The sequence below is a fragment of the Glutamicibacter sp. 363 genome (assembly GCF_052379505.1).
In the GTDB taxonomy this organism is placed as follows: Bacteria; Actinomycetota; Actinomycetes; order Actinomycetales; family Micrococcaceae; genus Glutamicibacter.
In genome coordinates, this window is record NZ_JBQSYR010000005.1 from 1 (window position 1) to 26,228 (window position 26,228).

General features: G+C 57.3%; 23 protein-coding genes, 2 tRNA genes, 1 rRNA gene and 1 pseudogene. 16 read left to right on the plus strand and 11 right to left on the minus strand.

Translation table 11 applies throughout. The features are described from left to right. Window positions 1-34: 34 nt before the first annotated feature. The 5 genes and pseudogenes from ACT3UA_RS04150 to ACT3UA_RS04170 all read left to right on the plus strand — a co-directional run. Window positions 35-229 (plus strand): annotated as a pseudogene (locus ACT3UA_RS04150) (IS3 family transposase); the annotation flags it as partial. A gap of 243 nt (window positions 230-472) precedes the next feature. After that, on the plus strand, window positions 473-1,987 hold the full coding sequence (istA, locus tag ACT3UA_RS04155) for an IS21 family transposase (RefSeq protein ID WP_444615624.1): 1,515 nt from the start codon (window positions 473-475) through the stop codon (window positions 1,985-1,987). 3 nt (window positions 1,988-1,990) lie between these two features. Continuing rightward, complete coding sequence (istB, locus tag ACT3UA_RS04160; protein ID WP_096289245.1) at window positions 1,991-2,770, plus strand: IS21-like element helper ATPase IstB; 780 nt, start codon at window positions 1,991-1,993, stop codon at window positions 2,768-2,770. Window positions 2,771-3,553: 783 nt separating this feature from the next. Next, entirely contained in the window at window positions 3,554-3,889 is a 336-nt protein-coding gene (locus ACT3UA_RS04165; protein ID WP_096289243.1) for a PadR family transcriptional regulator, read from the plus strand. Then, window positions 3,838-4,257: a hypothetical protein gene (locus tag ACT3UA_RS04170; RefSeq protein ID WP_444615625.1), complete on the plus strand. Its 420-nt coding sequence runs from the start codon at window positions 3,838-3,840 to the stop codon at window positions 4,255-4,257. The genes ACT3UA_RS04165 and ACT3UA_RS04170 overlap by 52 nt, the downstream gene beginning before the upstream one ends. Window positions 4,258-4,308: 51 nt before the next feature. Here the strand turns inward: ACT3UA_RS04170 and ACT3UA_RS04175 are convergent, their stop codons facing one another. Continuing rightward, on the minus strand, window positions 4,309-4,794 hold the full coding sequence (locus tag ACT3UA_RS04175; RefSeq protein ID WP_141393629.1) for a hypothetical protein: 486 nt from the start codon (window positions 4,792-4,794) through the stop codon (window positions 4,309-4,311). Window positions 4,795-4,890: 96 nt separating this feature from the next. Next, entirely contained in the window at window positions 4,891-5,532 is a 642-nt protein-coding gene (locus tag ACT3UA_RS04180; RefSeq protein ID WP_141393628.1) for a hypothetical protein, read from the minus strand. A 781-nt stretch (window positions 5,533-6,313) separates the two neighbouring features. Here ACT3UA_RS04180 and rrf point away from each other — a divergent pair. Continuing rightward, window positions 6,314-6,430: ribosomal RNA gene (gene rrf, locus ACT3UA_RS04185) — 5S ribosomal RNA — on the plus strand. Between the two features lie 138 nt (window positions 6,431-6,568). Here the strand turns inward: rrf and ACT3UA_RS04190 are convergent. The 3 genes from ACT3UA_RS04190 to ACT3UA_RS04200 form a co-directional block, all read right to left on the minus strand. After that, entirely contained in the window at window positions 6,569-7,633 is a 1,065-nt protein-coding gene (locus ACT3UA_RS04190; RefSeq protein ID WP_096289235.1) for an ABC transporter ATP-binding protein, read from the minus strand. A gap of 65 nt (window positions 7,634-7,698) precedes the next feature. After that, complete coding sequence (gene otsB, locus ACT3UA_RS04195; RefSeq protein ID WP_176484316.1) at window positions 7,699-8,481, minus strand: trehalose-phosphatase; 783 nt, start codon at window positions 8,479-8,481, stop codon at window positions 7,699-7,701. Between the two features lie 29 nt (window positions 8,482-8,510). Beyond that, entirely contained in the window at window positions 8,511-9,980 is a 1,470-nt protein-coding gene (locus tag ACT3UA_RS04200; RefSeq protein WP_096289231.1) for an alpha,alpha-trehalose-phosphate synthase (UDP-forming), read from the minus strand. A 399-nt stretch (window positions 9,981-10,379) separates the two neighbouring features. Between ACT3UA_RS04200 and ACT3UA_RS04205 the strand changes: the two genes are divergently transcribed. The 5 genes from ACT3UA_RS04205 to ACT3UA_RS04225 all read left to right on the plus strand — a co-directional run bounded on the left by ACT3UA_RS04205 (window position 10,380) and on the right by ACT3UA_RS04225 (window position 15,375). Beyond that, on the plus strand, window positions 10,380-11,246 hold the full coding sequence (locus ACT3UA_RS04205) for a DsbA family protein (RefSeq protein WP_096289229.1): 867 nt from the start codon (window positions 10,380-10,382) through the stop codon (window positions 11,244-11,246). Between the two features lie 161 nt (window positions 11,247-11,407). Next, a tRNA-Thr gene (locus ACT3UA_RS04210) sits at window positions 11,408-11,481 on the plus strand. Window positions 11,482-11,707: 226 nt separating this feature from the next. Next, complete coding sequence (locus ACT3UA_RS04215; RefSeq protein WP_444615626.1) at window positions 11,708-12,640, plus strand: DUF808 domain-containing protein; 933 nt, start codon at window positions 11,708-11,710, stop codon at window positions 12,638-12,640. Between the two features lie 153 nt (window positions 12,641-12,793). Then, on the plus strand, window positions 12,794-14,446 hold the full coding sequence (locus ACT3UA_RS04220; protein WP_444615627.1) for an HsdM family class I SAM-dependent methyltransferase: 1,653 nt from the start codon (window positions 12,794-12,796) through the stop codon (window positions 14,444-14,446). A 2-nt stretch (window positions 14,447-14,448) separates the two neighbouring features. After that, window positions 14,449-15,375, plus strand: coding sequence for a hypothetical protein (locus tag ACT3UA_RS04225; RefSeq protein ID WP_444615628.1), 927 nt, complete (start codon window positions 14,449-14,451; stop codon window positions 15,373-15,375). Window position 15,376: 1 nt separating this feature from the next. Here the strand turns inward: ACT3UA_RS04225 and ACT3UA_RS04230 are convergent, their stop codons facing one another. Then, entirely contained in the window at window positions 15,377-15,880 is a 504-nt protein-coding gene (locus ACT3UA_RS04230) for a GNAT family N-acetyltransferase (RefSeq protein WP_444615650.1), read from the minus strand. Between the two features lie 465 nt (window positions 15,881-16,345). Between ACT3UA_RS04230 and ACT3UA_RS04235 the strand changes: the two genes are divergently transcribed. Continuing rightward, a tRNA-Val gene (locus ACT3UA_RS04235) sits at window positions 16,346-16,422 on the plus strand. Between the two features lie 73 nt (window positions 16,423-16,495). Here ACT3UA_RS04235 and ACT3UA_RS04240 read toward each other — a convergent pair. After that, on the minus strand, window positions 16,496-17,551 hold the full coding sequence (locus tag ACT3UA_RS04240) for an Atu2307/SP_0267 family LLM class monooxygenase (protein WP_444615629.1): 1,056 nt from the start codon (window positions 17,549-17,551) through the stop codon (window positions 16,496-16,498). Between the two features lie 199 nt (window positions 17,552-17,750). Between ACT3UA_RS04240 and ACT3UA_RS04245 the strand changes: the two genes are divergently transcribed. Continuing rightward, window positions 17,751-19,421: a threonine/serine ThrE exporter family protein gene (locus ACT3UA_RS04245; RefSeq protein ID WP_444615630.1), complete on the plus strand. Its 1,671-nt coding sequence runs from the start codon at window positions 17,751-17,753 to the stop codon at window positions 19,419-19,421. Here ACT3UA_RS04245 and ACT3UA_RS04250 read toward each other — a convergent pair. Next, a complete protein-coding gene (locus tag ACT3UA_RS04250) occupies window positions 19,418-20,191 on the minus strand; it encodes a uracil-DNA glycosylase (protein WP_444615631.1) in 774 nt (257 codons plus the stop codon). The two genes, ACT3UA_RS04245 and ACT3UA_RS04250, sit on opposite strands and share 4 nt — an antisense overlap. Window positions 20,192-20,345: 154 nt before the next feature. On the opposite strand from ACT3UA_RS04250, the gene ACT3UA_RS04255 reads away from it, so the two are divergent. From ACT3UA_RS04255 to groL, 3 genes are all read left to right on the plus strand, one after another. Further along, window positions 20,346-20,636 (plus strand): DUF3263 domain-containing protein, encoded by a 291-nt coding sequence (locus tag ACT3UA_RS04255; protein ID WP_096256066.1) that lies wholly within the window; start codon window positions 20,346-20,348, stop codon window positions 20,634-20,636. A 45-nt stretch (window positions 20,637-20,681) separates the two neighbouring features. Next, a complete protein-coding gene (locus ACT3UA_RS04260; protein WP_444615632.1) occupies window positions 20,682-21,284 on the plus strand; it encodes a LytR C-terminal domain-containing protein in 603 nt (200 codons plus the stop codon). Window positions 21,285-21,573: 289 nt separating this feature from the next. Further along, entirely contained in the window at window positions 21,574-23,211 is a 1,638-nt protein-coding gene (gene groL / locus ACT3UA_RS04265) for a chaperonin GroEL (RefSeq protein ID WP_444615633.1), read from the plus strand. A gap of 115 nt (window positions 23,212-23,326) precedes the next feature. Here groL and ACT3UA_RS04270 read toward each other — a convergent pair whose 3' ends face one another. The 3 genes from ACT3UA_RS04270 to ACT3UA_RS04280 form a co-directional block, all read right to left on the minus strand. After that, a complete protein-coding gene (locus ACT3UA_RS04270) occupies window positions 23,327-24,217 on the minus strand; it encodes a DUF4031 domain-containing protein (protein WP_444615634.1) in 891 nt (296 codons plus the stop codon). Between the two features lie 34 nt (window positions 24,218-24,251). Further along, window positions 24,252-24,542, minus strand: coding sequence for a WXG100 family type VII secretion target (locus ACT3UA_RS04275; RefSeq protein ID WP_096289213.1), 291 nt, complete (start codon window positions 24,540-24,542; stop codon window positions 24,252-24,254). 110 nt (window positions 24,543-24,652) lie between these two features. Continuing rightward, the gene (locus ACT3UA_RS04280; protein ID WP_444615635.1) at window positions 24,653-26,185 is read right to left on the minus strand and encodes a sensor histidine kinase; all 1,533 of its coding nucleotides are present in this window, start codon (window positions 26,183-26,185) and stop codon (window positions 24,653-24,655) included. Window positions 26,186-26,228: the final 43 nt, after the last annotated feature.

The window sequence follows — 26,228 nt, forward strand, 5'->3', positions numbered from 1 at the left end:
TCACAGGAACCGAGCGAAGCTAAAGCTGTGAGCCAGGCGCAGCACGCCGGTCCAGCACGAGTACGAAGCATCGAAATGGGGTAGACGGCGCCGGGCAACTGGTGGACCTGATCCGCAAGCACTAGGAAGACGACATACCGAAGTCGACGGTTTTGTCGATCATGAAAGAGCTGGGGATCGAGGCAAACCGATGAGTGCCTTCAAGAACACGACGGTGCGTGATCACCAGACGGGTTGTTAGCGGCCATGAAAAACTGCCCATAGGCGGCCAAATAATTGCCCACCGACGGACAGCAGAAATGCCCGCCAGCGGCCAGCAAAAACGCCCATCCGTGGCCATCACTTCTGCCCACTGATTATCAAAGTCCACCTCTTTATCAGCGCCCACGCCACCAAACGTGACGCGGGCCCCTTCTTGGGGTTTGATGACGATGTCTAGTCACATCAAAACCAAACCAAGAAGAGGCCCTATATGAAGTCTGACGGAGTAATCATGGAAATTCTCGCAGCTTACGACTCAACAGGATCGTTTCGTTCCGCCGGTGACCTCGCCGGCTGTTCGCACCACACAGTCAAGAAATACGTTGCAGCCCGCGACGCGGGCACCCCGATCCCAACAACCACGCCGCGGTCAAAAAACACCGACGACTACCTGAAATACATCGATCGGTACGTCGAGGAGACCAAAGGTAAAATACGCGTGGACAAAGTCCATGAGCGGATCCAACGGGTCGGCTACACCGGCTCAGAACGCTCCACCCGGCGTGCGGTGAATCTGGCAAAGCGGTCCTGGCGTGCGGTGAACCAACGAGTTCATGCTCCATGGGTCACCGAGCCGGGGCGTTGGCTCCAATACGATTTCGGCGACGGGCCGATCATTGACGGCTTCAAGACAGTGCTGTTCGTTGCCTGGCTGGCCTGGTCACGATTCCGGATCGTCATCCCCTTGCGGGATAAAAGCATGCCCACGGTATTCGCGGCCATTGACCAGAGCTTCCGGATCATTGGCGGCGCTCCGACGTACGTGCTGACCGATAATGAAAAGACGGTCACCACCATGCATATCGCCGGGATCCCGGTACGCAACCAGCAAACCGTTACCTTCGCCAAGTACTACTCGGTGAGCCTGTTGACGTGCGAACCGGCAGATCCAGCCAGCAAAGGCGGGGTGGAGAACGCGGTGAAAGTCGCCAAAGCCGACCTGGTTCCCAAGGACACGAACCTGCGCGCAGAATATGACTGCTTCGCGCAGCTCGAACAGGCCTGTGATGAGTTCATGGCGATGATCAATGACCGCGTGCACCGCACCACCAAGCGTCAGCCAGCGGTGATGCTCGCCGAGGAACGCGCGCAGTTGCACACGCTGCCGGCACAGCCTTTCACCATTGCGTTCGGAGTGAGCCGTATGGTTCCGGCAAAGTCGCCGATGATTTCTTATGAAAACGTCCAGTACTCAGTTCCATACCGGTTGCTCGGCGAACAGGTGTGGGTGCGCACCCGCGGGATGGGTGCGAGCGCCGAAGTGATTATCGTGCACCTTGGTGCAGATGGGCCGACCGAAGTTGCTCGGCATGCTCAAGGAAGCCCGGGAGTGATGCAAGTGAACGGGTCGCACTTCCCTGACCGCGAAGAGAAAGTCCCAGGCGTGAAGCGTCCCAAGGCCCGAAGCCAGGCTGAGAAGGAATTCCTCGCCTTGGGCGAAGGCGCCCATCAGTGGTTGATGGCCGCCGCTGCCGCCGGTGCTGAACGGGTGAATTTGAAGATGGCTGAAGCAGTGACGTTGGCCAAACTCCAAGGATCAGCCCCGGTGGACCGCGCGCTGGGTTTGGCTGCGGCGAATGGGAGGTTCGGGCACAGGGATCTGCTTTCCATTCTTGAATCAGCTGCACCCGGGCAGCTGCGCCGTCAAGCTCCCGAACAGCAGTCGTTGAGCCAGGGAGCCTCGCCGTGGGCTGACTACGGCTCCTTATTGAAGGAGGCGAACTAGCTGATGATTGCCACGAATGCCGGTGCACCGCCGTTGGCTGAAGAGTTGGAGCAGCTGATGCGGCAGTTGAAGATGCCTCACGCCAGAGCTTTAGCGCCAGAGCTGCTGGCCACGGCGAAGTCGCAGCGGTGGGACCCGGCGGAGGTGCTCAAATCCTTGTTGGAGGAAGAAATCAGTGGCCGGGCACGCTCGATGCTCGCTACCCGACGCAAAGCCGCAGGCTTCCCTACGGGGAAGAGCTTCGGGTCGTGGGATCCGTCGCTTTCGACGGTCCCGTTGCCGACGCAGCAGGCGTTGCGCACGTTGGAATGGGTGCACCGCAAGGAGAATCTGGTGGTTTGCGGTCCGTCGGGCACGGGCAAGACGTTTTTTCTTGAGGCTCTGGGACAGCAGGCTGTTGAGGAAGGTCGGCAGGTCGCGTGGTTCACGTTGGAGCAGCTGGGCGGGATTGTTCGTTCGCATCGGGTTGATGACAGCGTGAACAAGGCGATCGCGAAGGTTCTGCGTGCTGACTTGATCATTATTGATGATATCGGCTTGCTGGCGGTGCCTGATGATGCGGCTGAAGCGCTTTATCGGGTGGTTGATGCCGCGTATGAGAAGCGTTCCATTGCGTTGTCTTCGAATCTGCATCCGGCGGGGTTTGACGCGTTGATGCCCAAGACGTTGGCTACTGCCATGGTGGACAGGTTGTTGCACCATGCTCATATTTGCCAGACCAGTGGTGAATCGGTGAGGCTTACGCAGGCCATGGCGGGTCAAGGGGTGAGTGCGTTGAGCTAGCTTTTTCTTGGACGGTGGTGAGCGCTATTTCTGGAATTGATCAGTGGGCAGGAATAGTGGCCGCCAGTGGGCATTTTAGTTGGCCATGCATGGGCATTTTTGCTGGCCGCCGGTGGGCAGAAAGTATTGGCCGTTGACAATCATCCAGATGATGTCTGGACAATTGGCCAGGAGCCACCGTGCCTCTTTTCTCCACAAGCTCAGCGATCAAGGACTACGCGAACATCATACGATTATCTGCTACTGGAACGTCTGCGTCCTGTAATTAGTACGTCGTTTGAATCATGTTTGCATGATGCCTCTTTTGTTCTAAAAATCAGGCTCTTGGAACACCTCCAGTAGTCACCCTCGACCGGTCCATGGTCGTCTGTTTGATGAGGATTTGCCGCGATTCCCGGGATTACAGCGCCTTTTTCTGATCAGGATGCTCTTAGTTGGGCCAACTCTGATGGATGACATGCTTTCCTGCATTGGCGGCTGCGGGTTTCTTGCCCCGCTAAGGGCATCAGTCTGGTTCCATCTGAAATAAATGGTGAATCGGCTGGTTTAACGGCTGGCCGATGCTCTCAGCGAGGAGGCCACAGCTGCCACACTGATGTCGAATATCAGCCCGAAAAACGTTGCGAGTAAAGTACTTCAAGACCTTAGCTATGTAGTCGATGGCTTGTGCCCTCGGACGAGGCTAGTTTAGTAAGTCGGGCGCATCGGGCGCATCGGGCGGAGCGTCTACATGCAAATAATTTGTAGCTAGAAATTCTATCTAGTGAGATATACAATGTAGATATGGGAATCAGACAATGGAGGAATGACTTTGCGAGAAGCGCGCTCCCTTATGCAGCGCTAGCCGTAATCTCTAACGAAGATATACATGGCTACGAATTAATAGTGCGGCTCAAGGAGTATGGGTTTGGGCATGTCAAAGGTGGAGTAATGTATCCGATCCTTCGTCGCTTTGAAGATGATGGGCTTCTTGAACATTACTGGGATACGACGTCACATGGTCCGGCAAAAAAGATGCTTCGGCTAACAGATGAAGGTCGGAATGAGTTGTCAGGCGCGGAGAATGCTTGGCAAGACATATCGCGGAGTTTATCGATGATCAGCAAAAGGGGAAAATGATGCTTGACTATGAAACGCGTTTGAAAGCAGCTTTGCGATCTTTGGGTGCTTCTCCGGAAGTGGTCCAGGATGCGCTTTTGAGTCTGCAAAGTTATGGCTCGCAGGAGGACCAGCTCGTTGAAGAATTCGGAGAGCCGGAGGAATACGCCAATGCTTTGATGCCTGATGCAAAAGTTCGTTCCAAGGCTGGTTTCATTATTTCCGGGGTCGTGTTGGCTGTCCTGATATGGCTAGTCCTTCGTCTGGCCAAGGAAGCTGAGTGGATGGCGTTTGAGCCGTATTGGAACTTTAGTTTGCTATTTAGTCTCGGGGCTGTGGTCCTCGGTATTGGTATTGAGTTCATCAGATATTTACGCTCAGGCAAGTAACAAAGGCTCGACTTCCTGATTTTCTAGGAAGTCGAGCCTTTTGTTTGATGGCTAAAAACCAAATACCCAAAGCAATGCATCATAGAGAGCGTTGCCGCTCAATCCACCTGTCGTCACGTAAAGGACGTTTTTTACGTTCGCTGGTACCGAAGTATTCCACCAGTTAACGAATACCGTGCGTCCCTTATTCAGTTGGGACCTGATGGCGTTGTACCATTTGACGTTGGTTCGTTTGAGTACTTGCATGCCTGCTTTGACGGCTAGGCGTATCGCGATTGGTACGGCTGCTGGAGCAGCGACGTTGGTCTGGGTGGATGCGTTTCCGGCGACGCTTTTGCGTTCGGTCGAAGTGAGCTTGCCGGTTGATGCGGTTCCCGACAATGTGGTGCTTTGGGTCGAGGAAACGCTTGTCAGGGTAGTTGCGGATGTGGCGGGTGCGGTTACTGCTGGTGCTGCTGCGTGTGCTCCGGCTGCACCACCCAAAGTCATTGCACTGACGATCGAAATTGACACCAGCGATTTAGTCATCTTTTTCATTGATGGTTCTCCCTATCTAACTTTGACATAAACGGATCTGATTTGTTTCACCTATGGTGCAAGCCTTTTGGTCTTCAACTTGTAGCTGGAGAGCGCTTAGTTGAACCCGAGCACCCATAAAAGAGCGTCGTAGAGTGCATTGATTCCGACCCCGCCCGTGGCGCCGTAGACGATCGTTTTGATTGGACCTGGAACTGTCGTGTTCCACCAGTTTGCGAAGGCGGTCCGCCCTTTGCCGAGTTGGGCTTTGATGGCGTTGTACCATTTGACGTTGGTTCGTTTGAGTACTTGCATGCCTGCTTTGACGGCTAGGCGTATCGCGATTGGTACGGCTGCTGGAGCAGCGACGTTGGTCTGGGTGGATGCGTTTCCGGCGACGCTTTTGCGTTCGGTCGAAGTGAGCTTGCCGGTTGATGCGGTTCCCGACAATGTGGTGCTTTGGGTCGAGGAAACGCTTGTCAGGGTAGTTGCGGATGTGGCGGGTGCGGTTACTGCTGGTGCTGCTGCGTGTGCTCCGGCTGCACCACCCAACGTCATTGCTGCAACGATTGAGATGGATGTTGCGGATTTCAGGAGAGTCTTCTTGATCATGTTTACTCCGCCGATGGGCGGATTCGTTCCGCTTCTCAGAACGATTGATATATGAATCTTTACACGCCTTAAGAGTAAAGTCACGAGTTTTATATAAAAATTTTGGAAAACGATGGTTTGCGATGTCTGGCCATCTTCTTGTTTCAAATACGTTCATATTCGCGTGTAAGTTTGGCCATGAGAATTTTATAGACCGTTTGACTAAGGTGAAGATATTCATTTAGTCGAGAGAACGTATCCCTGGGCTGTAAGTGTCTTTTTCTCGAACGTGCTATGAAGAGTTAGTCGCCGAGGGTAGGTCGATTATGTCGCGGACGAACTCTTGCGTTTGCGGGTAAGTGAGTTCCTAAATATTCGTTGGCTCTGGTTCGACCAGCACGGATGGGTGTCCTGAGAATGGAGAGCTTTGGCATGTTGTTGCTACTTTTCAAAAATCCATAAAACGGGCGTCCGCTGGCGCGGCCGGCTGTTGCCCGGACTGCGTCCGGTCTTTTCCTGTTTTTTGCTGCTGTCCTTCGGCTCAATGATATTGAACTCACTGGCCAGAATTTAACTTCAATCAACGTACATACAACTCCGACAGACAGCTGCTCACGCCGGCCCTGAGCAATAAACTTTGCAATATAAGCCGTTCTGCCGCGGCGAATCCGAATCAATAAACTCGGCGTTGACGCAGCGCATATGGCAGCAATCGATACGCGCTCGGCGGTCTGCACGCATGTCCTGTACCGGCTCAGGAGTCGGAGGGCGGGCAGTGTCTATCAGCTGCACAGGCTGCAACCGAATTGTATTTAGTGTGGCGAAGGGCACCGTCGGATAGGAGCCTATCGATTGGCCCTTAGAAGCCTGGCCCTGTTATAGTTATTGAGTTATCGCAACTGCGAATGACACTGTAATTTTCCCACGGTTTGACCGTGAGGGTTAGAGTTACGGCGATCATAGCGTGGGGGAAACGCCCGGTCCCATACCGAACCCGGAAGCTAAGACCCACTGCGCCGATGGTACTGCACTCGGGAGGGTGTGGGAGAGTAGGTCATCGCCGGGCATATTTTGCCGAAGGTCCCGAGAAATATCTCGGGACCTTCGATGTTTAACCACCGTTCCACGTCCTCCCGTACGGACCGCAAAAGACCGGTTGTGAAACTCTAACGAGTCCTACAACCGGTCTTATTGCTTTCGGAGACTAATCAGCTAGACGCAGGCCCGAGGCGGTGTCGAAGAGGTGCACGTGCTGCCCTAGCGGCAGGATATGCAGTTTCTGGCCGCGGGCAGGCGGGGTGCGGCCGTTGACTCGGACCACGATGGTTTGGCTCTTGCCGCCTAGCTGGGCCGTGCCATAGACATAAGCATCTGCACCCAACTCCTCGACCACATCCACCATCAGCTCTGCACCCTCGCCTGGGGTGGCGAGAGTCAGATCCTCCGGTCGGATGCCCATGGTGGTTGCACCCTGCGCGCCAGGAGCGGGCAAGGAAGTGTTGCCAAAGGCGACCTGACCGTTAGAGGCTTCCAATTCAATGAGATTCATTGCCGGAGATCCGATGAATCCGGCCACGAAAACATTGCGTGGGCGGTCGTAGAGGTCACGGGGAGTGCCAACCTGTTGGATTTCGCCGTCCTTGAGCACCGCCACGCGGTCACCCATGGTCAACGCTTCCACCTGGTCGTGGGTGACATACACGGTGGTGACACCGAGTCGGCGGGTCAGCGATGCGATCTGTGTGCGGGTCTGCACGCGAAGTTTGGCGTCCAAGTTCGACAGCGGCTCGTCCATCAGGAAGACCTGAGGCGAGCGAACGATTGCTCGTCCCATGGCGACGCGCTGGCGCTGGCCGCCGGAGAGCGCCTTCGGCTTGCGGCTTAGATAATTTTCTAGATCCAGCAGCTTTGCAGCTTCGAGGACGCGCTTATTGCGTTCTTCCTTATCGACGCCGGCGATCTTCAGGGCGAAGCCCATGTTTTCAGCGACCGTCATGTGCGGGTAAAGAGCATAGTTCTGGAAGACCATGGCGATATCGCGGTCTTTTGGCGGAACGTTAGTCACGTCCTTATCGCCAATGAGAATTCGCCCGGAGTCGACTTCCTCGAGACCAGCTAGCATGCGCAAGGTAGTCGATTTGCCGCAGCCCGATGGGCCAACTAGAACAAGGAATTCCCCGTCTTCAATCTGCAAATCAATTGCGTCGACTGAAGGCACAAGTGCGCCCGGGTAAATTCGGGTGGCCTTTTCAAAGGTCACAGTTGCCATGATGACAATCCTTTCACGGGCAGGTACGTGCCCGACGATCCGTAGTGAAAGTGATATGGGACACCTTAGTCTCGCATAGAAAGCAGCAATTCCAAAAGTTCGGACAGTATCTCCGGCCCAGAAATGCGGTGCGCGGCCAGTGTAGGGCCTGGACCTACCTTGATTCCGAGGTCCTCACGGGTGAGGATCCGGAAGCCATCCTCGTCGGTGACGTCATCTCCGACGAAGAGCAGCGCATCAACATCGAGAACCTGGCGCAACCATTGCAAAGCCTGTCCCTTGTCGCCTGCATGGACCGAGGCCTCTAGCACGGCCTTTCCTGCCATGAGGCGCACTTCCGGCAAGTGTGCGAGGGCGTGGTTCCCCTCGGCCAAGGCGGCCTCGGCAATGCCAGGACTTTGGGCTTGGCGTACGTGCAGGACGGTAGCCGAGGGTTTGTGCTCCAGATTGACTCCCTCATGCCGCTGCGCGACTTCGCTCAATCGGGCGGTGATTTCCGTGAGGTTCTCCCGCTGGGCATCGGTGAGTTCCCGTTGTTCTGGCGCATCCGGGGTTACGGACGGAACGCGCCGTTCGGCTCCGTGGGAACCGATCAAGTTATCCGGTCTGGGGGCCGGATACACCGCCGTGAGCGATTCAAGGTTCCGGCCGGAGACCACCGCCGTGTGCACGCCGGATTGTCGCGCAAGTTCGTCAAAGGCTTGTGCGGCCCGCGTGGAAGGCCTGGCGTCTTGGGGGCGGTCCACGAGCGGCGAGAGCGTACCGTCGAAGTCCAAAGCAACCAGGATTCGCCGGTGCCCGGCGAAGGTGGAGAGATCGGCGCGTAATTCGGGCGCGAGATTCGGCACTGTCGTTCCGTTCAGACTAGGCGATGTTATTAATGGCTGGCTACGGCGTTGATTTGGTTCGCTCGCGAATTGATTTCGGCGAGTTCTTCCAAGAAGCGAGCGGACCAACGGGTCACGTCATGTTCCAGCAGATGGCGATTCATTCGACGCATGCGTCGTGCCTGTTCGGATTGGTCCATGTTGACCGCCTCGACGATCCTTGCCTTCATGCCATCGATGTCATGAGGGTTGACCAGCACCGCCTGGGTCAACTGATCGGCCGCACCGGTATATTCGGAAAGCACAAGGACTCCACGACCATCCTGATGGGATGCCACGAACTCCTTGGCCACTAGGTTCATCCCATCGCGCAGGGCTGTCACCAGTAGCACATCGGCGGCTAGGTATAGGGCGATCATCTCGCGCAGCGGATAGGAGTGGTGTAAGTAGCGAAGCGTGGTGTGGCTCAGCGTGTCGTGTTGGCCGGTGATCTGGCCGACCATCAGTTCCACCTGATCGCGCAGCTCCATATAGGAATCTACGTTTTCACGGCTTGGGCTGGCTACCTGGATCAGACAGACATCTCCGGCGCGAAGTGCCTGATCGTTGAGCAGCTCGCCATAGGCTTTCAGCCGGTGCCTGATGCCCTTGGTGTAGTCCAGCCGGTCCACGCCAAGCATGATTGTCTTCGGATTGCCCAATTCCAAACGAATCTGTGCAGCGCGGGCAATGATCTGCGGATCACGCGACAGCTTGGCGATTTCTTCGGTGTCGATTGAGATTGGATGGGCCACAGCGCGGCACAGATTCTGAATCTTATGCGTCGACGACGGGGTAGCTTCGTGCCCCTTGGTCGAATAGTCGGTGAACCGTCGCAGGCAGCGTAGAAAATTGGACGCATCGGTCTCGCGCTGGAAGCCGACTAGATCGGCTCCGGCCAGACCTTCCAGGATTTGGGTGCGCCAAGGCAGCTGAGAAAACAGGCTGGCGGCGGGGAAAGGGATGTGCAGGAAGAAGCCGATCTTCAGATCGGGGCGTGCCATCCGCAGCATCTGTGGAACCAGCTGCAGCTGGTAGTCGTGGACCCACACGGTGGCATTGTGCGCGGCGGTTCGCACCACCGCGTCAGCGAAACGTTGGTTGACCTTCTTGTAACGGTCCCACCAGGTGCGGTGGTACTCCGGAGGTATGATCACGTCGTGATAGAGCGGCCAGAGGGTGGAATTCGAAAATCCGCCGTAGTAGAGGCTTAGGTCCTGTTCACTGAGCGGGACCGGAACGAGGTGGATGCTGTCCTTGTCGAACTCTTCGAGCTCTTCGTCGATTCCGCCATGCCAGCCGACCCATGCGCCATCCGCGGCAGCCATGATCGGTTCGAGCGCGGTGACCAGACCGCCAGGAGAACGCTGGAACCCTTGGGTGCCATCCGGAAGCGTGATCCGATCCACCGGCAACCGGTTAGCCACCACTACAAAGTCATGGGAATTGCTTTCCGCTACGCCTGCTAGTTCATTACCCACCGTAAACCTCCTGGCCACGTACTTACTGCGAGAAGAAAACCTCGCAGCTTTGTCGGTTGTAAGTGAATGACCTCTTTGTCAGCTCAACTTCACTGTCATCCCGGATTCCGGATGCTAGCCGGAAGCGGAAGGAAACTGTGTTCCATCACTCAATGTACGTGAGAAGCGGCGCGGATGGGCTTTTAACGCCGAATGAGGCCCAAAGATGAACTTATCCGGCATGACTTGGTTGAAGTCTCAAATAACCCCAAAATGGGGCTTTGCATCATGTTGGCGAATGTTATGCGCAACCTGTGAAGGTTGGGGAATCTGGCAATTACGGGGGAGGGCGGCCATTCCATTGGCTAAGCTTGGAAGCAGATTACAGTATTTCCGTTGAGCCAAGGAACATTCGAACTTATGTCTACAAACAACTCGCGTCCGTCCAAAGCGGAGCGCAACGCTAGCGCCCGTGAAAAGGCCGCGCAGCTGCAGGCTGCTCAGGCCTCGGCCCAGAAACGCAAGTCGCTCTTCGTCAAGCTTGGCGTGCTGGCTGCTGTCGTTTTGGTCGTGGTCCTGGTGGTTGTGCTCATCGTGCAGAATAACAACGCCAAGGTTCCGGACGCCGGAGCCGCGCCTCAGGGCGGCAACGCCGCTGGCGGTATTCTGTTGACGTCGCCGACCACCGTTGCAAATACCTCGGGTGTGAAGATCGACAACACCAAACTTGTCGCTCCCGATTCGAAGCCGGCGACTCCCGAACCACGCGATCTGACCGTGGGCGCCAAGGGCGAGCCGATCAACGTGACCTTGTTTGTTGATGCGAACTGCGTCCACTGTGCTGAATTTGAAAGCAAGTATGGGCCGCAGATGAAGCAGTGGTTGGCGGACGGCAAGATCTCCTTGGAATACCGCAACGTCGGCTTCCTCGATGGAAACTCGCCAACGAACTTCTCCTCGCGTGGGGCCAACGCGCTGGCCTGTGTAGCTGACCAGAGCCCAGCAGCCTACTTGGACTTTGCCAGCGCTCTGTGGGGGCACTACGATCAGGGCGAAATGAAGAATGCTGAGATCTCCGAAATGGCGATTGCCGCCGGCGCTTCAGACTCGGTGAAGTCCTGCATCGACAAGGGAACCTACCGTCCGTTCGTGGAAACTGCAACACTAGCTGCCGGCTACGACGGTGTTTTGGGCACTCCGAGCATCTTCATCCAGGGCGAGGTTATGGACCTTGCCAATCAGGACTTTGTCGAAGCAGTTGAGGCGGCCATCAAGGCCAACGCCTAGACTGCCTAAAGCTGCGTGAACTGTGGTCGATAATTTTCTGCCGCTCTGACACGATTCCCGTGGGGAGTGCATCGCTAGCGGTGCGCTCCCCACGGGTGGTTAACGCCGCCAAAGTCTCGATTCGCAGTCGGGCGCAGTCTTCGGATATTCTTATGCAGTACGCCTCCTTAGCTCAGCTGGCCAGAGCAACGCTCTTGTAAAGCGTAGGTCATCGGTTCGAATCCGATAGGGGGCTCGGATGGCCCTCGCCGATGTTCAAGCTTGAACATCGGCGAGGGTCTTTTATTTCCCAACCGCATCTGCGGATCGACCGTGGCTTGCCCCGAAAAATTCGCATTCTTTTGGTGTCTCACAGTTTCTGGGCAACTCAGGGCGCTAAACTTCAGGTGTATTTCCTTGTCGATTCTGGCGCCTGTACGGTGGCACCAAAACGACCGAACAATATCTCAAGGAGTTTTGGCATGGCCGGTGGACTCGTGGCTCTTCTGGATGACGTCGCAGCCCTCGTAAAGGTCACGGCGGCGTCACTCGACGACATCGCTATGGGAGCTGCGAAGGCAAGCACCAAGTCGCTTGGAGTCGTCATCGACGATGCGGCTGTCACCCCGCAATACGTGGCCGGGCTATCGCCCAAGCGGGAGCTTCCGATCATTTGGAAGATCGCCGTTGGGTCTATCCGGAACAAGATGCTGTTCATCCTTCCGGTGGCTCTGATCCTTTCGCAGTTCGCTCCGTGGGCGCTCACCCCGATCCTGATGCTCGGAGGTGCCTATCTTGTTTTCGAGGGAGCCGAAAAGCTGCTTGAAGCGATGGGGGTGATCAAGCACCACACCCCGGGCGGCAAGGAGGGAGTGCGCGACGAAAAAGCGATCATCGGCGCGGCGGTGCGGACGGACCTCGTGCTCTCCGCGGAGATCATGGTCATCTCGCTGAACGAAGTGTCCCACGAACCATTCTTGAATCGCGCGCTGATCCTGATTGTGATCGCCATCCTGATGACCGTGGTGGTCTATGGTGCGGTGGGGCTGATCGTGAAGATGGATGACATTGGACTGCACATGGCGCAGAAGGCATCCACGCTGTCGCAGAAGGTTGGCCGTGGCCTAGTCAAGGCCATGCCGATCGTGATGTCGATCCTCGGCAAGGTCGGTGTGGTGGCGATGCTCTGGGTCGGCGGCCACCTAATTCTGGTCGGAATGGACGAGCTGGGCTGGCACGCCCCCTACGGTTTTGTGCACCATATGGAACTGCTGGTACACGACGCGACCGGTTCGGCCGGGGCGATCTTGGGTTGGGTGACGAATACCGCCTTCTCCTGCATTGCTGGATTCTTGATTGGGTGCGTGATCGCCGCTGGGGTTTTGGGAATCAACAAGCTGCGTACCAAGCACTAACCAGCTTTGCGGGCCGGCCACGTAGAATAGGCAGATAAGAAACTTGCCCCGCCGTAAAACCTGCCAGTCGCTAAGTCTGCCGGTGTTTCGTACGGTGTGCGGCGATCGTCTTGGCCCTGCCAAAACGTCTGGTGGCCATGGAAAGATCGATGTGTGTTGAAGAGCAAGATAAATACTGTAGGGAGCACCGCTCGGCATGAGCGGGGTGCCTACTTCACCCCCGAGCCGGTAGCCCGGTTTATGACCGAGTGGGCGCTAGGCGAGCAGGGGCGTCGTGTGCTTGAACCCTCATGTGGTGAAGCCCAATTCTTGGCGACCGCTGCCCGAGTCACCAACGATGGGCGCGGCGCCAGCGAATTATTTGGGGTGGAGCTTCACGAGCCTTCGGTGCTGGCGGCACGCGCGATCCTCGCGGAACAAGGCGCACAGGCTAGGATCCAGCACGCAAATTTCTTTGATGTTCCAGGCACCGCGGATATGGATGCGGTCATTGGCAACCCCCCGTACGTGCGTTATCAACTGCACCGCGGAACCCAGCGCAAAATCTCGCGTGAAGCCGCACGGCGCTCCGGAGTCGAGCTGAACGAACTTGCCTCCGTGTGGGCGGCCTTTGTCGTGCACGCCACCAGCTTCCTGGAGGTCGGTGGTCGTCTGGCCCTTGTGCTCCCGGCAGAGTTGATGTTCGTGAACTATGCGGGGCCCGTGCGTGCAATGCTGCTCGAACGTTTCGCCAAGGTGCATCTCGCGGTCTTCGAACAGCGGCTATTCGTCGACGCGCAGGAAGAAGTGGTGCTGTTGCTTGCGGAGGGTTATCAGACCGGTTCCAGCGACTCCTTCAGCCTGCACCAATTTCGTAATGCCAAGGATCTGATTGGACTCGGCGAGGGAGCAATCCACACTCCGAAGCGTCCAAGTGACCGTTGGACCGGGTCCTTGGTGACTTTTGAAGCTCAGGGGATACTCAACCAGGCGCATGCTACCGGCGGGTTTATTGATCTGCAGGGCTGGGGAGAGACCTCGCTGGGCGCGGTGACCGGCAACAATAAATGGTTTACGCTCAGCCCGGCGCGGGCCGAGGAATTAGGTTTGGACGCGAGCGACCTGGTGGAAATATCGCCTCCCGGTTCTAGGCATCTTCGCGGCTTGGAACTAGACGCTAAGCAATGGCAGCGACTCGGGGAGCACGGCTTGGCGACCTTGATGTTCCGGCCCCAGGGTGGCGCCTCCACCGCGGGAGAGCGCTTAATTGGCAGCGGCGAGCTGGAGTCGGTGGACCAAGCCTATAAGTGCCGGATGCGTACTCCCTGGTGGCGGGTCCCGTTGTTGTCGGTGCCTGATCTGTTCATGACCTATATGAATGCTGACACTCCCCGGCTGACGACTAACCATGCAGGTGTGCATCACATCAATTCAATCCATGGGGTATACCTCGGGGCCGATGTGCGTGAGCTGGGACGTGAGCTGCTGCCTCTGGCTTCGCTTAATACCTTGACTATGCTGGGTGCCGAAATGGTGGGACGCTCCTACGGGGGAGGCATCTTGAAGCTGGAACCCGGCGAGGCGGATAAGCTTCCAGTACCCTCAACCCAGTTGGTCGCCGAGCATGCAATACCGCTGCGATCCATCAAAGACGAGGTCCGCGAACATCTGCTGCATGGCCGCAAGCAAGAAGCTACCGAGCTGGTAGACAAGATTGTGTTGGGAACGATGCTGGAACTAGACGCCGCCGCGATCGGTGCGCTACGCGGAGCGCGCCAAGACATGCTGGAACGACGTAAGTCACGAGCTAAGGCAGTGGAGAACTAAGCGTGGGAACTGGCACAGTCGAGAAAACCCTGGCCTTCGCCGAATACGATGCGACGTTGATGTCTGCGGCCAAAGATTCGCCGTGGATCCGCAACGGAGCCGTCACCGAGGAGTTCACCCCTTCCTTCGACGTTCTCGAGCGGTTGCTAAGCATTCCAGTGCGTTCTAAGGCCGCGACCCGTTCCGGTCGTTTTGCCCAGGGCGTCGACGCTTGGCTAGCTCATGAACTCCGCCGGGCGGGATTCGATGCAGACCTCGTCTGGCCACGCGCGGAAGCGCCACGGGTGTTGTCTTCGGACATCCTCGAATTGCTGCGCAAGCTACCCGAACGGCTCTCCGACGAACTGCATGAAGCAATCCTGGCCGGCAAGGCCGGAAGCACCGACGCCAGGATACTGGGTCGCGCCTACATGAAGCAGACCGACGTGGTGATGACACACTGGTCAACCGGACCAGAACTGCTATTGAGCACCAAGGCGATGACCTCCTCCTTCGGGAAGAACCTGTCCAATCGGTACGAAGAAGCGTACGGGGACGCGGCCAATCTGCGTGCCCGCTACCCGCTGGCGGCTGTGGGATTCTATTTTGTGCAGCGCGCGACCATTTTAGAAACCGAACCGGCAGCTTTCCGGCGTACCGTGGACATGATCCGCAAGCTACGCGACTTCGGAGATGGCTTTGGCTATACCGCCACCGGACTATTGCTCGTGGACTGGGATGATAGTGACGAGCAACCAGCGGTCAAGGTGGTCCACAACCCGGTGCCCGAAGATGTTGGTACCGCTCAGTTTTTGAATGCCATGGTGGACTCGGTGCTGAAAGTTACCCCGATCGACCTGCATGAGTCGGCGCGCGCTCGCCGAGCGGGTGAGGTAGTTCCGGTGCCAGGGCATGAGCTCGTCGATGAGCTACAAGAAGCGCTCTTTTAACTCATCTGGTTGTGTGAACTTGTGGCGAATGCCAAGAGCTCTGCAAAGGTCGAAGCGCATGGCCCGTCAGTGTACTGGGCGCGACGTCACGCTGCGGAAAGTACGGCAGCGAATCCGATGCGAGAGCGGTGGCGCGATAAATGTACTTGGTCCGCCCGTCGAATTCGAAAGCCCGTTCGCGTTCCCATAGTTCGGAGCGTTCGTAGGCTGCCCATGAGCTGGGATTCGCCGAATCAATAACGGTGATGGGTATGCAGCCTGCCTGCACAACGAACTCCAGACGCAGGTCGGTCACTTGCTGGCGTATGCCTTGCCGACGATATTCTGGGCGGACCGCCATGCAACCTAGCTCAAGCGCGCCCATGGCGCTAGTGGGAGCAAGTACCGAGTCGTGCACGACTCCGGCTGCGACCAGAATACCTGAGTCACGGACGCTGACCACACAACGTGCGCGTTCTATTTTTTGATTCCATCGATCATCGATTTCAGGGTACAAGGTGGCCATTTCGGTGCGAAAAGCACCAGAAGGAGCTGTTGATGACAGGGCGTAGCGAAGGGTGGGGCGCACTGGGAACCGTCCTGAATGCTAAGACGAACGAACTATCTGGTTGTTGCTTTTCGGCGGGATGCAGAGCAAGGGATTTCGTTGGCCGTTAGGGTCCGCCGCCGGTGGCTTTCGACAACGTCGTTGCAGGGCTGAGTATGAGCACGAGGAACTAAAAAAATTATGCATTCAATCCCTGCATGTTCGCAAGAGAAAATAGCGGCCATAAAGTGAAATCTAGATAAACTAAAGGCACTTTTATCCTGGACCTGCCGTAGGCGGAATTCCTTTTGAGGTACGGCCCTTGGCAGGCGCCGTGGTTGGCACCGCAACCGCAAACAGCGCGGCAACTGGCGCCGATTTTGCGGCCGAGGCAAAGACCGCTAAGATCGTTTAGGTGCTTGACCGGGAGGTCGGCGCAGAGATGGATCTTTAGCTCAGTTGGTTAGAGCGTTCGCCTCACACGCGAAAGGTCGCTGGTTCGAGTCCAGTAAGATCCACCAGATAAAGAGAAAACCACCGCTGCCGGTGGTTTTCTCTTTATTTAACTTCCTTTGAATCGCGCTTAGCGGCGGGTTATTCGGCCAGTAGCTCGTGAACGAGCGGTTTGACTTCGTTGCCAAGCAGCTCGATGCTGTCGAGCATGGTTTCGTGTGGCAAAGAGCCTGCCGAATATTTGATGTCTATTCGACTTAGTCCGAGGCTTTTGGCGACCTTTGCCATCTTCGCGGCGACGGTCAACGGACTACCGGCCATCATGGAGCCCTCGGGCCCCATAGCGGCTTCCAAACGCATTTTGCTGACCGGCGGCCACCCGCGTTCGGCGCCCAGACGATTCATGGTGCGCTGATAGTGCGGCCACAGCAGTTCGAGAGCTTCCGTATCGGTCGGTGCAACTAATCCGTGGAAGTGCGCACCCACCTTTTGTGGTTGCTTGCCCAGCTCTTTCAGAGCGCGGTGGTAGAGCCGAACTAGCTGTTCGAAGGCTGAGGGCTGGCCACCAATGATGGCGAGAAAGAGCGGAAGCCCGTGGCGGGCGGCGCGAAGTACCGACTGCGGGCTGCCACCGACTCCAACCCAAGTGGTGAGTGGATCATTTTCCAAGAGCGGATAGAGCTGTTGGTTGGTCAAGGCGCCGCGGTGTTCTCCAGACCAAGTCACTGGCTCTCCGGTTCGGACCTTAGCCAGAAGATCGAGTTTTTCTTCGAAGAGCGATTCGTAGTCGTCGAGGTTGAGCCCGAACAACGGGAAGGACTCTATGAAGGAGCCGCGTCCGGCGATAATTTCGGCACGTCCCTGCGCGATAGCATCGAGCGTTGCGAAGCGCTCGTACACCCGAACCGGGTCATCGCTGGAGAGCACAGTTACCGCGGTTCCGAGGCGGATCTTGTCGGTGACTTGCGCCAGCGCCGCGAGAATTATTTCCGGCGACGATACAGCGTAATCGTCTCGGTGGTGTTCTCCAACGCCGAAGAAATCAAGGCCGACTTCTTCGGCCTTCCGCCCTTCGACGATGACATTGCGAATAACCTGGGCGTGCGATAACTGCTTGCCATGCTGATCTTCGGAGAGATCCCCGAAAGTTTCAACTCCAATTTCAGGCCGTAGGCTTGTTTGACCGATGGAACTCACGATGGTCCTCTTCTCTTAGGCTTACATGCGATTGCATCTAAATAGGTAACCAGTCATCCGACAAAATTATTTCCGAGGGCAAAATATGCCAGATGTGTTCAGGGATACTTGGCCTATTTTGATTCCATCCTCCCGCTTTACTTGCCTTGGTTGTATCGTGAGGTTGACGGATAGAACGAGAGCCTAGGGGGAGTGGTTCGTGGCGCAGCAAGACCATGGTGAGAAGCACACGGATTCGAAAAATCCAGGAGAGGATCCTTCGCCATTGGCTGGGTCGCTACCTCGTATTTCGACGAGTGAAATCAACATGGGGCACCTTCCCGAGACGGCGTCTTTTGAGACGACCATGGCCTCCGAACTACCGTTAAATACCGCGGTAAGTGCGAGCGTTGCGTCAGCGGACGTGGCGGACATCGAGTCGCGTACCGGCCAGGTCTATACCTCCGATGACGGCATTACACTAATGCCTACGCGAGCCAACCCGGTGGCTCGCCGATTGCTGGCAAAAATGTGGATCTCGGATACGCCACCGACCGAGGCGCTGAAGGTCGTTGACCGATTGCGCGGCACCCCCTACGCGAACCCTAGGGTCAACGTCGATCAAGATGCTTCGGCGCGGCGAACCATGGAGTTCGCGCTGGACCTTGGCGAAACGCTGATTCGTTATGGGGCTGGCGCCTTGGAAGTGGAAACCAGCATCATCGCGGTGACCGCAGCACTAGGGCTTAGCCACCTAGACGTGGATATCACCAATCAATCCTTGCACCTGAACTACAGCCCGCCAGAAGCTGAGAGCTACTCCATTCTGCGCGTGGTGCGTTCGTACACCACGAACTACGCGGGCATGGTGATGGTGCACGAGCTGGTTTCGGACATCATCGCAGGCGGCGTATCGCGTACCGAATCTGCCAAGCGGCTCAAGGAGATCACACGGAAGCCGAAGCCTTTCCCGCGTTGGTTCGTTGCGGTGGGACAATCGGTTTTCGCCGCCGCCTTCGTCCTGTTCATCGGTGGGTCATGGCTCGGCGCGCTCGTCGCGATGGCTTCCTCCTGGCTGATTTCGCAGATCGGCCGGTACGGGTCCCGCTGGCGCGTCCCAGAGTTCTTCACCGTGGCGACCTCGACATTTACCGTCACCGGAATAGCCTTGCTCAGCCATCAAGTCCACGCCCCATTGGACCCGGCATTGGTAGTCTCTGGTGGCATCCTGCTTCTGCTGCCTTCGGGTAGATTTGTTTCGGCGCTACAAGACGCAATCAACGGCTTCCCGGTCACCGCGGTCGGACGTCTCTTTTCCGCGGGGTTGACCTATACGGCGATCCTTTCGGGGATCTCCGCGGCGTTGGTGGTTTCATCCGTATTGGGCGGGGACGAAGTCGATGTTCATAAAATCGCTGCCACCGATTATCCGGCATGGATGCTCATCGCGCTGGTAGCAGTCGCCATTCTGGCCGGTTCGGTCACCGAACAGACCGCACAGCGCTTGTTGCTGCCTACCGCGTTGATCGCGGTCGGCGGCTATTTGGTGCTGCTATTGGCGGAGCAGGTCGGGCTTGGAGCCCGGGCAACGCCAGCGGTGGTGTCCACGGTCATTGGCTTTGCTGCACGCTTCTTGGCGGACAAATTGAATTCACCGCAGCTAGTGATCGCCGCCCCGGCGGTCATGTTCATGCTGCCCGGCCTGATGATCTTCCGGGCCATGTACGGCATCGTTTTCGACGAGGATGAAATGTTCGCCGGCCTGGTGGAAATGTTCAACGCGTTTGCGATCATGCTGTCCATCGCCGGTGGCGTGGTCTTCGGCGACACCCTGTGCCGTCCGCTGACCTCCAACGCACGGCGCGAACGCCGGCGTATCCGCCGCCGTTAGCCGGCCGGCAGATTCCATTCAATAGGCGCCTGACCGGATTCGGCCAGGTGCCTATTAATTTTCGAAAAATGCTTTGACCCAAAGAATCCACGTGAAGCGGATAGCGGGGAAGGATGAGCGCTGCGAAGCTGGGGCATATTGTTCATCAGGGTACCTAGCTTCTGTGCGTGGGCACCCCATAGAACGGCCACCACCGGCACCTTGCGGGCATTGAGCGTAGCGATGATTGCTTCTACCACCGGTGCCCAGCCAAGCTTCTGGTGACTGCCGGCGTTTGACGCAGTCACAGAGAGAACCTGATTGAGCAGCATGACCCCTTGCTCATGCCAAGCGCCGAGGTCAGGGTGCCCGGCCTCGGGCACGCCAAGATCCGCGTACAGCTCTTTGTAAATATTGCGCAAGCTGCGCGGCAAGGGGCGCACAGTCTTCGCTGCGGCGAAGGCCAGCCCGTTCGCATGTCCGGGCGTCGGATAGGGGTCTTGGCCCATGATCAAGACTTTGATCTCGGCTGCGGGGAGCGATAGTGCGCGCAACATCACCTCTGGGGCTGGGAGTATCTCCTCGCCAGCCTGTGAGCGTGCCGCCAACTTATGCGCGATTTCCTGCAACACGCCATCGAGCGGTTCCAAAGTGGAAACCCAATCCGCGGCGATAAACCCGCGACTTGCCAGCGATTTTGCACCAAAGAAGAAGGGGAAGTCTTCGGCGGAATATGCCGGTGGCGCGGTAGGCTCGGGAGCGTCGAAAAGGGCGGGCTGCTCGTTGTTCATGGCAACCATTCTGCCGTTTTTGCGGCGCGGTTGTGCCGCGTTACACGGCACGGCGTTGGTTGATTGGTTAGAATATCGGTGGTGTGTCCACCACGCGTGGATAAATATGCATGAATAGACCCGACTTTTCGAAGTTCAAGGATGAGGTGAACGTATGGCTGGCAATGAGGTTTTAGTAGATTTCGTGATGAACCCCGACTCGGAGCTGGACGAGCGTTCACAACAGATCTTGAACATGGAGAAGCTGTGGTGGAAGTATGCCGGAGCCAAGGAACAAGCTATTACCAAGCAGTTCTCTATCTCGCCGACAAACTACTATCAGCTACTCAACCAGCTGATCGACACGGATGCGGCGATGGCCTATGACCCAATGCTGGTAAAGCGGTTGCGTAGACTTCGATCTACTAAGCGTCGTGTGAGCGGTACCGTCGGCGGGGAACGCTAAGTTCATAGCCGGCCTCGGCCAGCCAGACCTCGAGCAAGGACAAGAATGACCAACTACCCACGTGACGAATTCGATCGCGTTCCGGAGTTTAGTACCCGTGTTGGGTCGCATCATGCCCACGGCTGGGCGCAGTCTGCCGCCGCCAAGGGCAAGGACAGCAAGCTTCGTTGGGTAGTTCTGTCCGCGATTGCGGTGCTGTTGATTGGTGGCGCCGGATTCTTCTTTGGTCCAGGCATTGCCGATCGTCTAGCAGGTTCCGAACCGAGCCAAACCTCTGCACCGGCGGAGAGCGAAGACTCTTCTGACCAAAGCGAAGCAGCATCCGAAAGCGCAACTCCGTCTAGCACCATCGATGACGCTGACGTGTTGTACGGACAACTCATCGGCGTGTACAACGGCGCAAGTATTGCAGGAGTTGCAGGGGCAGGCGAAGAATTGCTTGCCGAGGCTGATTTCACGAATATCGTGACGGATAATTGGACCCGAGACGCCGAGACTTCGACGGTGTATTACATGTCCGAGGCCTACCGGACCACCGCGGAAAAAGCCGCCGAAGTCTTGAACATCGATGAGGTTCTGCAGACCCGGAACATCCCCAACCGAGTTTCGGTCGTCCTTGGTGCTGACGATACGTTGAACTCGAAGTAATAATTAGCTTCGCTCACAGCCGATCAGCTTGCACTCGCCATGCGAGAGTGCCAATATTTGTATTAGCACTCATGCGTTACGACTGCTAATGCCGATCGGTTGTTCGTTTTAGAATCGAACCCTTTCGTCTCGGCGGTTGCTCAACGCACGGAGCGTGAAGAATACCTCAGATAGCGAGAGCTAATCCGAATTGTCGGCCCGATGCCGGCAACGGTGTGCTCGTCCGTCGCGGGCGCTGTCTGTCGGTTGCATTTTCGCAAAATCGTCCCCGAAAGGACCGAAAGCCACTATGGCCAAGATGATTGCATTTGACGAGGAAGCACGCCGCGGACTTGAGCGCGGCCTGAACATTCTGGCGGACGCCGTTAAGGTGACCTTGGGCCCACGCGGTCGCAACGTTGTTTTGGAGAAGAAGTGGGGCGCACCCACGATCACCAACGACGGTGTGTCCATCGCCAAGGAAATCGAGCTCGAGGATCCATACGAGAAGATCGGTGCCGAGCTCGTCAAGGAAGTTGCCAAGAAGACTGACGACGTCGCCGGTGATGGCACCACCACCGCTACCGTGCTCGCTCAGGCTCTGGTCAAGGAAGGCCTGCGCAACGTTGCTGCCGGCGCCGACCCAATCGCGCTACGCCGCGGCATTGACAAGGCTGTAGAAGCCGTCACCGCCGAACTGTTCGCTGCTGCTAAGAAGATCGAATCCAAGGAGCAGATCGCTGCTACCGCTTCGATCTCCGCTGGCGATCCAGAAATCGGCGCACTGATCGCCGAAGCACTGGACAAGGTTGGCGAGCAGGGCGTTATCACCGTAGAAGAGTCCAACACCTTCGGCCTTGAGCTGGAGCTGGCCGAGGGCATGCGCTTCGACAAGGGCTACATCTCCGCATACTTCGTCACCGACGCTGAGCGTCAGGAGACCGTGCTGGAAGACCCGTACATCCTGATCGTCAACTCGAAGATCTCCTCGGTCAAGGATATGGTTTCCTTGCTGGAGAAGGTCATGCAGTCGAACAAGTCGCTGCTGATCATCGCCGAAGACGTAGAGGGCGAAGCACTGGCCACCCTGATCCTGAACAAGATCCGTGGCCTGTTCAAGTCTGTAGCAGTCAAGGCTCCAGGCTTCGGCGATCGTCGCAAGGCAATGCTGACCGACATCGCACTGCTGACCGGTGGTCAGGTTGTTTCCGAGGAAATCGGCCTGTCGCTGGACACTGTTGGCCTCGAAGTTCTGGGTACCGCCCGCAAGGTCGTTATCACCAAGGACGAGACCACCATCGTTGAAGGCGGCGGCGACGCCGACGCTATCGAGGGCCGCAAGGCGCAGATCGCAGCCGAAATCAAGAACACCGATTCGGATTACGACCGCGAGAAGCTGCAGGAGCGCCACGCAAAGCTTTCCGGTGGTGTCGCTGTGCTGAAGGCCGGCGCCGCAACCGAGGTGGAGCTCAAGGAGCGCAAGCACCGTATCGAAGATGCTGTGCGCAACGCTAAGGCAGCTGTTGAAGAGGGCATCGTCGCCGGTGGTGGCGTGGCTCTGATTCAGGCAGGCGCCGCAGCATTCGCCAAGCTTGTGTTGGAAGGCGACGAAGCCACCGGCGCGAACATTGTTCGTGTTGGCATCGAAGCTCCACTGAAGCAGATCGCACTGAACGCCGGCATGGAGCCAGGCGTAGTCGCTGACAAGGTCAAGGGCCTGCCAGCTGGCCACGGCCTGAACGCTGCCACCGGTCAGTACGTTGACCTGTTGGAAGCCGGCGTCAATGACCCAGTGAAGGTGACTCGTTCGGCACTGCAGAACGCTGCATCTATCGCCGGTCTGTTCCTCACCACCGAGGCAGTCGTTGCAGATAAGCCAGCTCCTGCTGGCGCTGCCATGCCAGGTGGCGACGACATGGGTGGCATGGGCGGAATGGGCGGCTTCTAAGCTTCCGTACTTCCCAGGCGCCTGTTTCGCAGGAGAACCTGAACCCGAGGGCTTGCTTCACTACGAAGCAGGCCCTCGGGCCGTTAACCGTCAAGCTTGCTGCGTTTGAGCGTTCTTAGGCCTGCGCATGGAGCCGGTCAAGCTCGGCCGCGAGGTTCGCCCGTGCTTGCTTTTCCCAGCGCTCCTGAGCAGACGCGGTGTTATACAGCCGGTCTTTACGCAGGAGCTCACGAAGAATGCTTGCTCGGCCTCGGGCAAAGTCCGCCGCCGGCACATGATCGTATTCGTCCCGGATAGCCTGGGCATAGCGTTGATAGGCCTTGGCTGGTCGTGCCAAAACCTCTAGGTCTGCGTCGCTGAGCAACGCTCCGAGCAGATCGCCTTCGGCAGGTCGATGCTCGATGGTCAGCAGAATCAATTGTTGAACCTTGGCAAGAGCCTCATCGGTAATCAGCCCATGCAAGCTGCGCGCTGCTAAGTTCGCAGAATCTAATTCGTCCTCGGCGGTGCCCTCGTAGACGGCATCATGAAACCAAGCAGCCAACTCCAATATTTGCCGATCCTGCGGCTCAACCTGTGTGCCGCAGAGCCAGTCCAATGCCTCAAGGACCGCGAGCAGGTGAACCCGATCGTGGTAGCGGCGGTGCTCCTGGCTCCAACGAAGCAATAATTCTTCGGCCAAGGCCCGTTGCCCGGACAAGGTCCGTTCCCAACGCTTCAGCAATGCAGGATTGAGCCGTTCGGGGCGGAACCGGGCAGGGATCCGAAGACCGGAATGCACTAAGGCGCGGACTAAGTCGCCTCCAGAGACTTCCTGGGCTCCGGCCGCCACGAACTCTTCGTAGCGTTCCTGCGGCACATCGTAGTGGTCTCTGTCGAAAGCTCTTTGCCGGATGCCCAGACGGCTGGCGAACTGGTGCAGCTCCAGCACTGAGGTGTCGGAGACTAAATGGGAAAAGAGTGTCCCGTGAGCGGGCCAGCGTGGCGGGTCGATCAGTATGCTCATAATCTAAGCGTACCGAGAGACCCGCACCAACTGCTCAGTAGCGGAACAGCGAGGTGTTGACCTGTTCGACTTCTTCATACTGCATAGACGCATGGTTTAGCGCCGTTGCGATGCTGCTCAAGGCCTCTTCGATGCGTACGTGGGTGCTTCGCCACTCGGCCACTATCGACTGGAAGGAAGCGGCGGCCGAGCCCTGCCAGGTGCTTTGAAGTTGATCCAGATTCATCTGCATCGTGGAAACTTCCGAACGCAACCTGTCGATGGTGTTCATGACTGCCTGCGACTTGACCTGCATTTCGCCGGTGTTGGTTGAAAAGGTACTCATTGGGTGATCCTGCCTTACGGGGAGATCCGATAGATGAGATCACCATAGGGCGTGCAGAATAAGCGCAACGGGAAGCTCTCACACGCTGTGGACAACAATAAACGCGGGTTCTAGTCCTCGTCCTGCTGTTCGAGGTCACGAGGCTCCTGTAGCGGCACATAAGGCAGGCAGATGGCCATGGTCGCGCCTCCGCCAGGAGTTTCGCTCAGAGCAACCGAGCCGCCGTGCTGCTGGACGATCGCGGCGACGATCGCAAGCCCTAGGCCCGAGCCACCGGTTTCGCGTTGACGCGAGCTGTCGGTGCGGTAGAAGCGCTCGAAAATACGGTTTGCGTCATCCTCTGGAATGCCCGGTCCGTGATCTCGAATCTCGAGCACCGCATCCATGGCACCTGCCACGAGGGAACGAACTCCCACGGCGATCTCGATAGCTGAGTCTTCGGGGGTGTAGCGCAGTGCGTTGGTGATCAAATTGGCAATGACTTGGCGGATGCGCGCGTCGTCGCCGACCGTGCTGGCTGGAGAAGGGGACTTGGTGTCCAATCCGACCAAGGTCACTTTGCGTAGTGGCGCTCGGACCTTGGTGTCCTCGGCCGCGTCCTGTCCGAGTACCAGCAGGTCCACCGATTGCTTTTCGAGGGGGCGCTGCTCATCGAGCCGGGCCAGCATAAGCAGGTCTTCGACTAGGTGAGCCATGCGTTTGGATTCGGCTTCGATACGTCCCATAGCTGAATCCAGAGCTTCGGAGTCGGCAAGTCCCCCATGACGGTAGAACTCCGAATAGCCCTGGATGGTCACCAGGGGGGTGCGCAGCTCATGAGAGGCGTCTTGGATAAAGCGACGCATTTTGTTTTCCGAGGCCTCACGGTCGCGGAAGGCCCGCTCGATCTGTGCAAGCATTGCGTTCAAGGAGCGGGAGAGTCTGCCGACTTCGGTCTCCGGCGGATAATTGCGTACACGCTGGGACAGATCTCCCTCGGCAATCATGGCTGCGGTGCGTTCAACGCGGATCAGCGGAAGCAATGACCGGGAGGTTAATCCGTAGGCGATCATTGACATGAGCAAGGTCGCCAACAGGCCGGTAGATAAGACGAGGATAGCGGTCTTTTGAACCGTGTCATTAACGTTTTCCAACGGAAGCGCAATGAAAACATTCATCTCGCTGGTAGGCAGCGGAACGATCATGGCACGCCAGCCGGCCGAGCCGGAGTGGATGCCCGGAATGGTTACCGGTGCCCATGGTGTCTTAGCCAGCTCCGCCATTTGCGTTGGGGCGAGTAGAGGAGTGTCACTGGTGTTACCGGGGGTAACCCGGCTTCGAGGCATGATGTAGACGATCTTGCCGTTTATATCTCGAATGTCCGCATAGGAGCGGTTCAACCCCAGCAACGTTGAATCGATGCCAGCGTTTCTGCCAGATTGATCATTGTCCAAGGAATACTGGTAGGCCTTGTTCAGGCCAAAGCCCATGGTGGGGCCAGCAACGTTGAGCTGATCATCGATCTGGTTGGTCATCGAGATGCGAAGTGTGTGTGCGGAGCCGAACGCTGTGGCGCCGACGCCGCAGATCATCAGCGCGCACATCAGCATCACCAATTTGGTGCGCAACGAAGTGCGACGCCACAGCGTTCTAAATGCCTGCATGTAATGACTTTACAATCCCTTGGGCCGCCAAGCGGCATCGGCC